The organism is Chitinophaga sp. CB10 (genome assembly GCA_001870995.2).
In the GTDB taxonomy this organism is placed as follows: Bacteria; Bacteroidota; Bacteroidia; order Chitinophagales; family Chitinophagaceae; genus Chitinophaga.
The window spans coordinates 74372-87703 of sequence record MLAV02000002.1; the positions used below are offsets into that span (position 1 = coordinate 74372).

The window sequence follows — 13332 nt, forward strand, 5'->3', positions numbered from 1 at the left end:
TTACTACAAGATACTGCAGCCCTCCAACGCAATACGATAGCATTTTGCCTTTGGCCGGATCAATATTCACCTCAATATCCTATCGCATGATCCGCCGGCAAACCCTTTCCGCCATACGCTTTCACCGCGCTCCACTCGGCGGCAGGCGCCGTCCAAAACTCATGCTGCGGCGGCAACCCCAGCGCCAGGAAGCTGTTGGTACAGAGGTACAGGCTGCCGGTGGAAATATAGGTATCCCCTATCTCCGGCTGATGCCCGCAGAAACCAATCTGCAGCCATCCCTGCTTATCAAAATTGGCAGGGTTTGAAAAAATACGTTTATGCATGGCCGTTAGTGCGCAACGCACCTGCGCCTGCGATATGCCTGCCGGCAGTTTCTCTTCCAGCGCCAGCTGCGCCAGTGGCTGGAATGCGCCGCTGCGGTAAGCCATCGAGCGCCCCACCACGGGGAATGCCCCGTCAGGCATAATCAGCCGCTCCTGTATCGCCCCGTAACGCTGCATGCGTTTCAGCGCCAGCTCATATTGTTCTTTACTGCCTTCGCCCTTATCCGCCAGCACTTTCAGCACCTGCACCAGCATCGGGTGGATCACGAAGGCATTGTAGTAATCGTAGTGAAAAGATGGGCCATCCCCGTACATACCGTCCCCCTTGTACCACTCCATCATCTTGCTGATGGCGGTATCCACGGGCTTGCGGTCCCAGCCTGCGTCAAATTGCAGGAGGAAGATTTCTATCATGGCGGCAAACAATTGCCAGTTGTTGTTAAACGTCGAGTTGCCGCGCAACCCTTTCAATGCAGTGATCACCTGCTGGCGCGTATCGCCGGAAACGCCTTCCCACAACTGGTTCGGCGCGCGCAACAACCCCAGCGCCAGGAAAGCTCCGTCCACCAAAGGCTGCGCGTCAAACTTGCGGGTAAAGGTGAGGTAATCCGTACCCGAGGGGTCAGTGCCCTGGCGTAACGCTTCTCTCGCTTTTTCCAGTAACGCGGCCCTTTGCCGGCCTTCGGTACTTTTATCTCCCCCCAACTCTAACCACGGCGCAACTCCTGACAACGTACGCCCGAAGGCCTCCAGGTGAGTTACTTTATCCACCGGCTTGCCGTACCTGGGCGCAGTTTCCTGTGGCATCCGCTTTTTCAGCTCTCCCCTGCTCAATGCGTCTATAACGGGATGGGCTATACGATACAGTAAAGCAGTATGGTAATCCCTGTCTGATACCGGTTTGGCGGCTGCGTTGGCGGCTGCATCGTGCAGCAGCCCGTTGCCGGCCCCCAGGGAGCCCGCCAGCCCTGCCACCGGAATTGCCTGTAGAAATTTTCTTCTGTTCACCTGTAAACTATTTTTTAAATCAAAAAAAAGGGGGTGAAGGAAAACCAACACCCCGTCGCCTTTAAGATATTATTTAGCCCATTGTTTATAGCGCATGAGCGCTTCAACAAAATAGTAATCCGCATAGGTCAGGGGAACGTCTACCTCCGAATTATGAGGCAGTGACCCTACGCTATGCATCAGGATGAAGTCGTTGTTTTCACCTTCCTTAGCCAGGTAAGCCGGGCTGCAAAGGCTGGTCAGCATCGTTTCTGCTGCCGCCCAGTAGCGGTTACCGGTGGCTTTGTCCGTGTATTTTGCCAGTTCCAGCAGGGCGGAAGCGGCTACCGCTGCGGCGGATACGTCGCGCGGCGCATTCGGAATGGTCGGCGCATCATAGTCCCAGTAAGGCACCAGGTCCGCAGGCATATGCGGGTGATTCAGGATGAAGTCCGCAATATGTTTGGCCTGCGCCAGGTATTGCTTGTCCTTCGTTTCACGGTACATCATGGTGTAGCCATAGAGGCCCCATGCCTGCCCGCGGGACCATGCAGAGCTGTCCGCCAGGCCCTGGTGGGTCTTCTTCTGCAACACGGCGCCTGTAGCCGGATCGTAGTCAATGACGTGATAAGAGCTGTAATCAGGACGGAAGTGATTTTTGATAGTGGTATTGGCGTGGATCTTCGCAATGTCCGCATACTTTTTACCGCCGCCGTTTTTGCTGGCCCAGGTCAGCAGTTCCAGGTTCATCATATTGTCGATAATCACCGGGAACTTCCAGTTGCCGTGGTCCCATGATTTGATACAACCCACGGTTGGATTGAAACGCGTGGATAAAGACGCCGCGCTGGTCAGCAGCACGTCCTTATACGCAGGATCTTTGGTAATACGGTATGCATTGCCAAACGGGCAAAACATCATGAACCCGAGGTCGTGCGTACGTTTGTTGTGCTTTTCCTTCTCCACCAGCGCCTGGCGTTTCAATGCTTCCGCCTTGAAAGCAGGATCTTTGGTGTACTCGAAGAGGTACCAGTTCACCCCGGGATAAAAGCCGGAGCACCACCAGCTGCTGCCGGAGGTGGCCAGCTTGCCGGTTTTGGCATCAGTAGTTTTAGGCAGTACAGAATCAGGTAAATGTTGCGCCATCAGCTTGTATTGACGGGCGGCAAACTGCAGGGATTCGTCCGCCTTTTTCAGCAGCTCCCTGTTGGCCTTGCCCACCTGTGCAAACGATTGTAAACACAATGCCGACAACAATAATGGAATAATCAGTTTTCTTTTCATGATTTCGTTTATGCGTCTGAGTTAAGATAAAGTCAATTTCTTTTTGCCCGTTTTTGACTTTCCGGCGCTGGATTGCCGCTCTATCAGCTGGATAGGAATTATCTCCTGTGAATAACGTGGTTCAGCGCTCTGGCGGCCGTTGATCAGTTCCATCAATACAGCTACCACTCGCTCGCCCATCATACCCGGATATTGATCGATGGAAGAAATAGACGGCGTCACGATCTCCGTTCTCGGATCATTGGAGTAGCCAACGATCTTCACATCTTCCGGTACGCGCAGGCCGTGCTTCCGGCAATATTCGATGATGGTAATGGCAGTAGTATCGTTGGCGGCAAAGATGCCATCCGGGTAGGGCTGCTGGCCGAAGATCTTCTCGCAGGTCTGCCAGGCGTTTTCCCGGGTCAGCTCCTGGTAAAAGATGCGGCTCTTTTTAAACGGCAGGCCCTGTTCCTGTAATGCCGCCTTGTAACCGGCCACGCGATCGCTGTACAAACAGCAGGTCAATGGCCCCGAGATATGCACAATATCCTTACACCCTTTTTCCGCCAGGTGGGTAGTGGCTACATACCCGCCGCGGTAGTCGTCGCCCTTGATCACCTTCACGTTATAATCCTTCGGTACCCGGTCAAAGAATACCAGCGGGATGTTGTTGTTGCGGAAGACGTCGAAATGCGAGAAATCAGTAGTGTAAAGCGTGGTGGATACTACCAGTCCATCCACGCGGGCGGAATACAGGGTATTCGCCAGCGCTACCTCCTGTTCGTAGGAGTCGTTGGACTGGCAGATGATCAGGTTATAGCCAAATTCCTGTAGCTTATTCTGAATGATGGTACTGATCGTTGCAGGAAAAAACATAGAAATTCTCGGGACGATCAGGCCGATGGTTTTGCTCTTGTTATTGCGCAAACCCGCCGCTAAAGCGTTTGGCCGGTATCCCAATTTTTTGGCCACCTTCTTCACGCGCTCTTTCGTACGTGCGCTGATGTTAGGATGGTCATTTAGTGCCCTGGATACTGTGGAGACGGAGAGTTGCAGTTCTTCCGCAATATCAACAATTGTTTTTTCTGTTCGTTTACTCATGGAATTTAAATGGCTTTTCCTGCAATGATAGTATGTTATCTGCCCATCCAGCCACCATCTACGGTCAGGATAGTACCATGCACATAGTCTGATGCTTTAGAAGCAAGGAATACGATAGGTCCTTCAAAATCTTCCGGTTCGCCCCAGCGGCCTGCGGGGATGCGTTCCAGGATGGAAGTGCTGCGTTGCTGATCCGCACGCAGCGCGGCGGTATTATCGGTAGCAATATACCCCGGCGCAATGGCGTTCACATTCACGCCTTTGGAGGCCCACTCGTTCGCGAAGGCTTTCACCAGCGAACCAACGGCGCCCTTGCTGGCCGCGTATCCCGGCACGTTGATGCCGCCCTGGAAGGTGAGCAGGGAAGCGGTGAAAATAATCTTTCCGCTGCCCCTGGCTATCATCGTTTTACCGATCTCCCGGGTGAGGATGAACTGTGCATTCAGGTTGGTATTGATCACGGTGTCCCAGTATTCATCCGGATGCTCTGCCGCCGGCTTACGCATGATGGTGCCGGCGTTGTTCACCAGGATGTCGATCACCGGCTCGTCTTTCTGCACCTGGCGGATGAAGGCATAGAGGGAATCCCTGTCCGCAAAATCGCACTGGTACGCTTTAAAACGCCTGCCCAATGCTGTCACTTCCTTCTCCACGTCGCTGCCGCTCAGCTCCAGGGAAGCGGATACCCCGATGATATCCGCCCCGGCTCTTGCCAGCGCCACTGCCATGGATTTTCCGATGCCTCGTTTACAACCTGTTACCAGGGCTACTTTTCCGTTTAATTCAAACATTATTACTGATTTGAAGAATTATTTAATTTTTACTTCCACCGGGTGCTGCACGCGTTGTGCAAAATCCTCCAGGTAGCTAAACCATTCGGTAGCGTTGGTAAAGCGGCCGCCTTTGCTCCAGGCCGCGCCCATGTAATACACATAAGGAGCGTTGCTGGTGGCTACGCCAGGTGTCAGCAAATGTACGTTATCTGTTTTCATGCCTGGTTTGGCTTCAGGGAATACCGCTCCCAGCCCCAGGGTACCGTCTTCGCCGTGCTGCGGCTCCCAGTAGCCCATCACGCCCGTCTTTTCGTTGAGCAGGATGGTACCCGGGTCTTTTCGTTTAACGATGCCCGTTACTACCGGCAGTTCCCTGCCTTTGAAGTTGTACTGGTACGACATCCGGTTCAGTTGCGAACCTGCGTCCAGGCTGATGGTTTTGGTAACGGTTACCGGCGTGCCGCCGGCGTTCCAGCTTTCGTACATCAGTTGGAAGCTGGTGCGGAGCGGACCGTTTTCCAGGGTTTTATACTTGCGGTAGTTTTTAGGGAAGTAGATGCTGTCATGGACATAAGGCGCATTATCGCCCGCGCCCAGGGTGAGCCCTACGCTGTAGTAGTCCAGCCCCTGCCCGTTGTCGTGGTGGTAATTATCGGTTTTATACCATTCGTTGATCACCAGTTCGCTGGTACGCTTTGCCCACACATCAATACCATAGGCCATTTCCTTGGGCGTATTTTCCAGTGCGGCGCCGTACATCCGGTACGCCATGCGGTCGTTTTCCCAGGCATAATCATCTTTACGCTCCGGTACATAACGGCCGTAGGCTGCCGCTTTTACCGGCGCCGGCGTGCCTTCTTTTACGAAAGCAGTCACCGTTGCGCCCGGGGCAGCGCTGATCTGCAGGAGGATGGAGGAAGGCGTCTTCTCCCCGTTGTAGAGCAGCTGATACGGTATTTCCTGGCCGGTTACGGCATTTACAATCCTGAAAGTTTTCGCCTTGCCTTTTGCTTTGGCAAAGGAAGTCATGGGTATCTCCACCAGCTCGCCCGGGCGGTTCACGCCGATGGTATTCCTCATTTCAATCGCCACGCCGCCTTGCTGGCGGATGTCCAGTTTAATCAGTTCGGAGCCTGCCAGCAGGAAAGCGCCTACGCCGTACACTTCCGTATCGTCCGCCGTGGTTTTACCCGGAGCGGCGCCGATTTCCTGCACAAAGCCCAGTTTGCCGTTAGGCTGCACGCAGCTTACCAGCGCTTCCCAGCCTTTTTTGATCACCGGCAGGAATTGTTTTTCCGGCAGGAGGCCGTTGTTCACGCCCCACGTTAACGCATACACGTAAAAGCCGGTGCCGCTTGTTTCCTTAGAAGGATAGCTGTCCGGATCGAGCAGGCTCGCATGCCAGGTGCCATCGCTGGTTTGCAGGCGGGCTACCTTGTATGCCATTTGTTTAAACAGCTCGGTAAACCGTGCGCGGTTCGGGTAGTTAGCCGGCATATTGTCCAGCAGGCGGGCCAGGCCGCCCATTACCCAGCCGTTACCGCGGCTCCAGAACATCCTGGCGCCGTTCGCTTCTTTCTTATTGAAGAAGGAACCATCGCGGTAATACAGGCTGTCTTCCTTGCTGTACAGGTACTCAGTGGTTTTCCACCAGAGTTTATCAGCGGTTTGCAGGTATTTTGGATCGTTGGTGGCGGTGCTGAGGTAGGCCAGCGCGGGCGGCCCCATAAACAGCGCATCGCACCAGGCCCATTCGCGGCGGGCAATGCCGTTTACCCATTCCAGTGATTCCGTATGCGGCTGCGTCACAATGGTATCGGCCAGCTTGCGCCAGCGTTCTATCATCACGGGGTCCTTATAAATTTCGTAGAGCTGGGAATAGAGTTGGCCCACGCAGTATTCATCCGCGTGAAACCTGTCCGGCCCTGTGTTCCAGTTATTGTCCGCCCCTACCTGCAACAGGTGTTGGATGTAAGTGGGATTATCTGCCACCTGCGCCAGTTTGAACATCCCGGTGTACATAGCGCCGTTGGTCCAGTTGGTTTTGGCATAGGCCCACCCTTTTGTGTCCAGTTTTTTCCATTGCCATGCGCCTACTTTTTCCATTTGGGCAAATACTGACGGGGCGGCGAGGGAGGAGTCGCCCACCGGCAGCGCCATAGCGCCGGATGCGTGGAATAAGGTAAGTCCGGCCAGACTTACCTTCAGTATATTTTTCATCATGATTACGGATTATATCAGTTACTAACGTAGCTCATTGATCTTACAGTGGTCCATATCGCCATAGTCCAGGTTTTCGCCGGCCATACCCCAGATGAAGGTATAGTTGCTGGTACCTGCACCGGAGTGGATGGACCATGGTGGGGAAATAACAGCCTGTTCGTTCTGCATCCAGATGTGCCGGGTTTCCTGTGGCTGTCCCATAAAGTGGCAAACGCTCTGTCCTTCCGGTACTTCAAAGTAGAAGTACACTTCCATCCTCCTGTCGTGCGTATGCGCCGGCATTGTGTTCCACACGCTGCCCGGCTTCAGTTCCGTCATTCCCATCTGCAGCTGGCAGGTTTCCAGTACGGAGTTCACCAGCAGCTTGTTGATGGTACGGTGGTTGGAAGTTTCCAGTGCGCCTAAAGTAACAATTTCAGCTTCATTTTTTGAAACTTTCTTTGTCGGGAAGGTATGGTGCGCCGGTGTGGAGTTGAGGTAAAATTTAGCCGGTTTAGCGGCATCCTTGCTATGGAAGGTCACTTCTTTGGTACCTTTCCCGATGTAGAGCGCTTCTTTGAAAGCGATCTCGTATTTCACGCCGTCCGCTTCCACGATGCCGTCGCCGCCTACGTTGATCATACCCAGCTCCCGGCGTTCCAGGAAATAACCTGCTTTCAGCAGGTCGATCACTTCCAGTTTGATGGCGCCTTTCACCGGCATAGCGCCACCGGTGAGGTAACGGTCGTAATGCGTGTGTACCCAGTTGATCTGGTCTGCTTCAAATACTTTTTCAATCAGAAAGGCTTCTCTCAGCTGTGCAGTATTCATCTGCTTTACTTCGGCAGGACTGCTTGCATAACGGGATTCATAATTTTTGCCCATATACTGTAACGCTTAGTTAGTTTTAAAAATTAATAGGTGACGTGGTAATCTTTTTTCACGGGTTTGCCGCTCCATACTTTCTGCGCGGTCCATTCCGCCGGAGGGGCGGACCAGAAAGTATCTTCCGGTGGCAGTCCCAGCGCGAGGAATCCGTTGGTACAGATGTACAGGCTGCCGGTGGAAGTGTACACGTCTGCCACTTCCGGCTGATGGCCTGCAATCCCCAGTTGCAGCCAGCCATTTTTATCGAAGGTGCCTTCCATTTCAAAGATGCGTTTCATGATGGCGGTCATGGCGCAGCGCACCTGAGCCGGCTCCACTCCTTCCGGCAGCTGATGCATCAGCGCCAGCTGTACCAGGGGCTGGAAGGCAGCCGTACGATAGGTCATGGATCTTCCCAAAGCGGGGTAAGTACCATCCGGCGCAATCATGCGTTCCTGCAGTTCCGCATAGCGCTGCATACGTTTCATGGCCTGGTCGTAATCCGCTTTGGCGCCCTGCTTGTTGTCCACCAGCACTTTCAGCATATCGGTCAACATCGGATGAATCACGTATCCGTTGTAATAGTCGAGCGAAAACTGCGGCCCGTCTGAATAGAACCCGTCCCCTGCATACCACTCTTTCATTTTCTGCGTGGCAATCATCGTACGCAGCGGTTCATATTCTTCGTGTATCGACAACAAAAAGGCTTCTACCATGCCTGCAAACAGGAGCCAGTTGTTATAAGCCGGCCGTATCCGGCGCAGCTCTTTGAGTTCGGTAACGATGTTTCGTTTGGTCTGGTTGTCCAGCGGCTCCCACAGCGCCTTTGGGGCGCGCATAAACGTCTGGCACAGGTAAGCGGCATCCACCAGCGGTTGCCCTTCCTCGCGGAAGTTGAGGTAGTCCGGCGACCTGGGGTTGACCCCATTCACGATCCCCTGCAATACCTGTTCCCGCAATTGCTTGCGCAACTTGCCTTCCGTGGTATTGTCGTCCGGCAAGGCCAGCCATGGCGCCATCCCTGAAATACACCTGCCAAAAGCCTCGAGGTAAGTCACTTTTTCCAGTGCCAGCCCATATCCCGGCCCTTTTTCCTTAGGCATGTTTTTCTTCAGGGCGCCCTTGCTCATGTTTTCCACAACGGGAGCAACAATTTTGTGTAATAGCTGAACGTGGTACTCACGGTCTGTTTGCGCAGCTGTGGAATTGTTCTCTGACGTGGTGGCCTTGGCAGATGCCGCCGATGGTATCATTCCCGCGAGTCCGGCTAACGGGGCCATCCTGATAAAGTTTCTCCTTTTCAAAATCTGTATGGTTTATGCGTTGTTACAGATGCCGGTCTAACAAGACTCTAAATTAATGCAAACGTTTGCAATAATCCAAACCCTTTTTTTCATCGTTCACTCGAAAGGCTTGTCAGCACTGTTTTTAACGGTGTTAAAAAATATTTTTTGAGAGAGAGGTACAAGGCTGCTAAATCGTTATTTCAACGTATAGCAGCAGCATGCGCCCCGCTCTGTTCCATGCTTGTTATGGCAGCCTTATGCAACGGCGTTCCCGTAAAATGCGCGGCAACCAGGTCGCGGCACACGCTACGGTTATTCCATCACAAAAGCCACTGTGTGGCTCCCCGCCAGCTGATGGCTTTTGGATACCAGGGTAATGCGCGTAACGCTGTTGCCCCATACGGGCGAGAGGCGCCCGTCCGCAATTTCCTGCCGCTCCGTTTCCACGGTAAAATCAGCCGGGTTGTAAGTAAGCACCAGCCGGCCTTCCGGGGAAGTCAGCACAACGCGCCCCGCCTTGCTGGTATCTACCGGCAGGCAGGTCATGAAATGATCCCGGAAAGGCTCCTTCCAGGCTTTCAGCGCATAGGCCTCCGTCAGCTCCAGGCGCTGCCTGGCAGGGATGAAATTAAAAGTACGCTGCCATTTGCTGACCTGCGCTTCCGCCGGGTAAGCGGCAGCAATATCCAGCTGCAGCCTGTCCCCGCTCTTCTGCGGGGTAAACTGCACGTTGGTAGCCTGGAAAGCCCGGCCGTCCTTCTGTTGCACGCCGTTGATGGTGGGGCAGTTATGCCATTGCGACTGCATATACCACAACTTGTAACGGTCTTTACTAAACGTTTGCTTCGTGTAGGTACCTACGCCCACGTCAATGACAGCGGGCTTTCCGTTCATGTACAGCACAAAGTTGCCCACATCGTTATGGTTATGGCTTTCCGCATTGTGGCCTCCCTGCGCTGCAAAGAAGAGCCCTGCGGGGCTGCCCGGCTGGCTGCGAAGGGATAGCACCTGCAGGTCCGGCAGCCAGTTTTGGCCGGCGTATGGCGCTTTGGCGGTGGTGCGCTGCATTTCATAGCCTAACAGTAACTTATATACGAAAATGCCCAGCGCGGAAATGCGGATGTTATCCCCTCCCGGACTTTCCAGCTGGCTGAGGTACGCGCCGAACTGCTTCAGCTGTTCATCGTTGTACATTTTGCCATAGAGGAATACATCCTGCGAAGGCGGTATGCTGCGGGCGGAAGCATCTGCGAAATTCACAAACCGGTTACTGTCCACATGCATTTTGTAGATATACGCGCCAATGGCATGCATCAGTTTATTTTTACTGAAATCCAGCTTGCCCCCGCTGCTGCTGTTCAGATCATCCAGCAGCTCGATGAGCTTGCCGCCGGCATGCCCCCAATAGCTCGGGCCTTCGTCGCAACCGCCATCCGGCGCATAGGCGTTCACGAAATTATCCGCGCTGCGGATGCTTTTCTCGATCACCTTATTACGTTTATCCGTATCCGTTAGGTTTAGCAGGGCGGTTTTAAGGATGTTGGCGTTGATCCAGATATTCCAGTTGTTCACCTGTCCGCCCCGGAAGCCCATCCACCAGAAATCGCTGCGTTCCAGGTAGGGCGTGTAGATGCGCCTTTCCAGCTCATAATCGATCCGCTTGTTCACGATGGCGGAGTATTTATCCAGCTCGCTCCGCAGCAGGAACTGGGCCCAGGAGAGCGTCATGGCGGTTTCGCCGGCAAACAGGTCGATCACCTGTTCATTGGGATCAGGCAGGTTGGTACCCAGCTTTTGCGCGCCGATGTGGGCCGGCAGCACCCAGGTGCTTTCTTCCAGTATCAGCCAGAGGCCATTGACGATTTGGGGGATAAAACGGCCTTTGTTTTCCAGCAGCTCCCCCGCAATGAGGGTGCTGAGTATTTTACGCCGTTCAAACTGGATATTCTCGTAGTTGATACGGTTGCCATTGTCCCGGAATTGCAGGTACACCTCCGCGGTGAGGGAAGGCCACCGGAAGGCCAACGCTTTTTCCGCATCCCGGATAATGGCCTGGCGGTTACCGGCATCCATAGCGGCCAGCTGCGCAGCGATGCGCTGCTTCAGCTGCTGTTGCCACTGTGCGGCGTCCAGGATGGCTGTGCCGCCACCCGCCTGCTTCCAGGCATTTTCCAGGTAATTGGCCGGCGCAGCTTTCTGCTGTGCCGTGATGGTATGTGCCGAAAGGGATAATCCCGTGGCCAGCACAACGTGGAATAAAGTATGTTTCAACCTCATAGGGCTAGTTGTTTACTATCTGGTTGTTGAATAAGAAAAGCTCCCGGACGGCCCCCGGCGGCGGCTGAAGGCGGCGTTGCGCGCCCTTAAAGCCAGCCCGGAGCGCGGAAAGGCTACGATGGTACCCTGCCCGGAGGAAATATTTTCATTGTCCCGCTGTCGGCGTGGCCGATAAAAGTATCTAAATGTAATAATTGTTCAAACGTTTGCATAAACTTTTTTTCAAATGGTATTTAAACCCTGATAATTGGAATTTCTCATTTCCTGATTCATTCGTAACTTGCCACTGTACAAGATTTCAGCTGATTTTACAACATGTCAAAATTTCATCAGGGATTAATATTATAGTATTACCAGCCGGTATCAAATCTTCATACTTTAGCCTTTATGAACAGTTATTTACAGATACATCCGGCCGACAATGTGCTGGTTGCATTACAAGACCTCCAGGCTGGAACAAAAATTACCTTCAACGGCCACAACATAGAACTCCTGCAGCTCACCCCTGCCAAACATAAATTCCTGATCAACGATGTGAAGAGTGGAGACCCGATCACCATGTACGGCGTACTGGTAGCCAAAGCGGTGACGGACATTCCGCAGGGCGGACTCATGACCACTGAAAACGTGGTGCACGACGCCAACGCTTTCCACGAAAAGGATGGCGCCCTGCAATGGCAGGCGCCGGATGTGAGCAAATGGAAAGACCGCACCTTTATGGGCTACCACCGCCAGGATGGCCAGGTGGGCACCCGCAACTACTGGCTGGTAATACCGCTGGTATTCTGCGAAAACAGGAATGTGGGCGTTATCAAAACCGCCTTCGAAAAAGGGCTGGGATTTGCGCCTGCAGAGGTGTACAACGAGCAGGTAACGGACCTGGTGGCCCTCTACAAAAAAGGCGACCTGGAAGCGATCAAAAATTACGAAGCTGGGCAGGCCACTGACAGCAACAAACGCAGCACCGTTTTCCCTAATATAGACGGCATTAAGTTCCTCACCCACGAAGGCGGCTGCGGCGGTACCCGCCAGGATTCAGACGCGCTTTGCGCCTTACTGGCCGGTTACATCCACCATCCCAACGTGGCCGGGGCCACCGTGCTGAGCCTGGGCTGCCAGCATGCGCAGGTAAGCATTTTACAGGAATCCCTGAAAAAGCTGAACCCGAACTTCAATAAACCGGTACTGGTATATGAGCAGCAAAAGAGCGCTTCGGAGTTCAGTATGCTCTCCGCTGCCATTAAAGATACTTTCCTCGCCATGGTGGAAGCCAACCGGCTGACCCGCCAGCCGGCCCCGTTGTCCAAGCTGGTGATAGGCCTGGAATGCGGCGGTTCCGATGGCTTCTCCGGCATTTCCGCCAACCCGGCAGTAGGGCATACCTCCGACCTGCTGGTAGCGCTGGGCGGCACTTCCATCCTCTCCGAGTTCCCAGAGCTTTGCGGCGTGGAACAGGAGCTGATCAACCGCTGCATCTCCACGGATACTTCCGAGAAGTTTATCCGCATTATGCGCGCGTACGAAAACCAGGCCCAATCGGTAGGTTCCGGCTTTTACATGAACCCTTCCCCGGGCAATATCAAGGACGGCCTCATCACCGATGCCATCAAATCCGCCGGGGCGGCCAAAAAAGGCGGCACTTCCCCCGTTACTGACGTGCTCGACTATACGGAATACGTGACCAAACCAGGATTAAACCTGCTTTGCACGCCGGGTAACGACGTGGAGTCCACCTCCGCGGAAGTAGGTTCCGGCGCCAACATCGTCCTGTTTACCACCGGCCTGGGCACGCCCACCGGCAACCCCATTGCTCCCGTGGTGAAGCTGGCAACCAACACCAAACTGGCTACCCGCATGCCGGATATCATCGACATCGATACCGGTTCCATCATCAGCGGTCAGCATACGATCGAGGAAATGGGCGAGCAGATACTGGAATATGTGATCAGGGCCGCCAGCGGTGAAGTATATACGAAAGCAGAGCAATTACACCAGGATGATTTCATTCCGTGGAAACGCGGCGTGAGTTTATAATAATAGCCCTTTTCAGCGGGTTTATCAGAACGGCAAAGCGGCAGGGGAAGATGTTTCCCTGCCGCTTTTGTTACAGTACGTGCCGTAGCCCGGACGGTACGGTTGGCGGAACGCGTAATTAAATTTTCTCCCCCCCACAAAAAAACAAAAGACATAAAAAAAGAGTCAGGGCCGCATCCCCTGACTCTTATACTTGTGGTACTCTACTTAAAC

The 13332-nt window shown here is 53.8% G+C and carries 9 protein-coding genes; 1 reads left to right on the top strand and 8 read right to left on the bottom strand.

Features of this window, described 5'->3' with window-relative positions; translation table 11 throughout:
• Nucleotides 1–71: 71 nt before the first annotated feature.
• From BOC67_RS03635 to BOC67_RS03670, 8 genes are all read right to left on the bottom strand, one after another.
• Nucleotides 72–1334: a DUF2264 domain-containing protein gene (locus BOC67_RS03635; RefSeq protein ID WP_291907365.1), complete on the bottom strand. Its 1263-nt coding sequence runs from the start codon at nt 1332–1334 to the stop codon at nt 72–74.
• A 69-nt stretch (nt 1335–1403) separates the two neighbouring features.
• Nucleotides 1404–2597, bottom strand: coding sequence for a glycoside hydrolase family 88 protein (locus BOC67_RS03640; protein WP_291907368.1), 1194 nt, complete (start codon nt 2595–2597; stop codon nt 1404–1406).
• 21 nt (nt 2598–2618) lie between these two features.
• Nucleotides 2619–3680 (bottom strand): LacI family DNA-binding transcriptional regulator, encoded by a 1062-nt coding sequence (locus tag BOC67_RS03645; RefSeq protein ID WP_291907371.1) that lies wholly within the window; start codon nt 3678–3680, stop codon nt 2619–2621.
• A gap of 35 nt (nt 3681–3715) precedes the next feature.
• Nucleotides 3716–4471, bottom strand: a complete 756-nt coding sequence (locus BOC67_RS03650; protein ID WP_291907374.1) for an SDR family NAD(P)-dependent oxidoreductase — start codon at nt 4469–4471, stop codon at nt 3716–3718.
• Nucleotides 4472–4489: 18 nt separating this feature from the next.
• On the bottom strand, nt 4490–6676 hold the full coding sequence (locus tag BOC67_RS03655; protein ID WP_291907376.1) for a glycoside hydrolase family 88 protein: 2187 nt from the start codon (nt 6674–6676) through the stop codon (nt 4490–4492).
• 21 nt (nt 6677–6697) lie between these two features.
• The gene (kduI, locus tag BOC67_RS03660; RefSeq protein ID WP_291907378.1) at nt 6698–7540 is read right to left on the bottom strand and encodes a 5-dehydro-4-deoxy-D-glucuronate isomerase; all 843 of its coding nucleotides are present in this window, start codon (nt 7538–7540) and stop codon (nt 6698–6700) included.
• 29 nt (nt 7541–7569) lie between these two features.
• Nucleotides 7570–8826: a DUF2264 domain-containing protein gene (locus tag BOC67_RS03665; RefSeq protein ID WP_291907380.1), complete on the bottom strand. Its 1257-nt coding sequence runs from the start codon at nt 8824–8826 to the stop codon at nt 7570–7572.
• 294 nt (nt 8827–9120) lie between these two features.
• The gene (locus BOC67_RS03670) at nt 9121–11085 is read right to left on the bottom strand and encodes a heparinase II/III family protein (protein ID WP_291907383.1); all 1965 of its coding nucleotides are present in this window, start codon (nt 11083–11085) and stop codon (nt 9121–9123) included.
• Between the two features lie 387 nt (nt 11086–11472).
• Between BOC67_RS03670 and BOC67_RS03675 the strand changes: the two genes are divergently transcribed.
• Nucleotides 11473–13119: a UxaA family hydrolase gene (locus BOC67_RS03675; protein WP_291907384.1), complete on the top strand. Its 1647-nt coding sequence runs from the start codon at nt 11473–11475 to the stop codon at nt 13117–13119.
• Nucleotides 13120–13332 lie beyond the last annotated feature (213 nt).

Excerpts from the sequence above, each read along its gene's own strand:
- BOC67_RS03640 (WP_291907368.1), bottom strand. The coding sequence starts at position 2,597 with ATGAAAAGAAAACTGATTATTCCATTATTGTTGTCGGCATTGTGTTTA.
- BOC67_RS03645 (WP_291907371.1), bottom strand. The coding sequence starts at position 3,680 with ATGAGTAAACGAACAGAAAAAACAATTGTTGATATTGCGGAAGAACTG.
- BOC67_RS03650 (WP_291907374.1), bottom strand. The coding sequence starts at position 4,471 with ATGTTTGAATTAAACGGAAAAGTAGCCCTGGTAACAGGTTGTAAACGA.
- BOC67_RS03655 (WP_291907376.1), bottom strand. The coding sequence starts at position 6,676 with ATGATGAAAAATATACTGAAGGTAAGTCTGGCCGGACTTACCTTATTC.
- kduI (WP_291907378.1), bottom strand. The coding sequence starts at position 7,540 with ATGGGCAAAAATTATGAATCCCGTTATGCAAGCAGTCCTGCCGAAGTA.
- BOC67_RS03670 (WP_291907383.1), bottom strand. The coding sequence starts at position 11,085 with ATGAGGTTGAAACATACTTTATTCCACGTTGTGCTGGCCACGGGATTA.
- BOC67_RS03675 (WP_291907384.1), top strand. The coding sequence starts at position 11,473 with ATGAACAGTTATTTACAGATACATCCGGCCGACAATGTGCTGGTTGCA.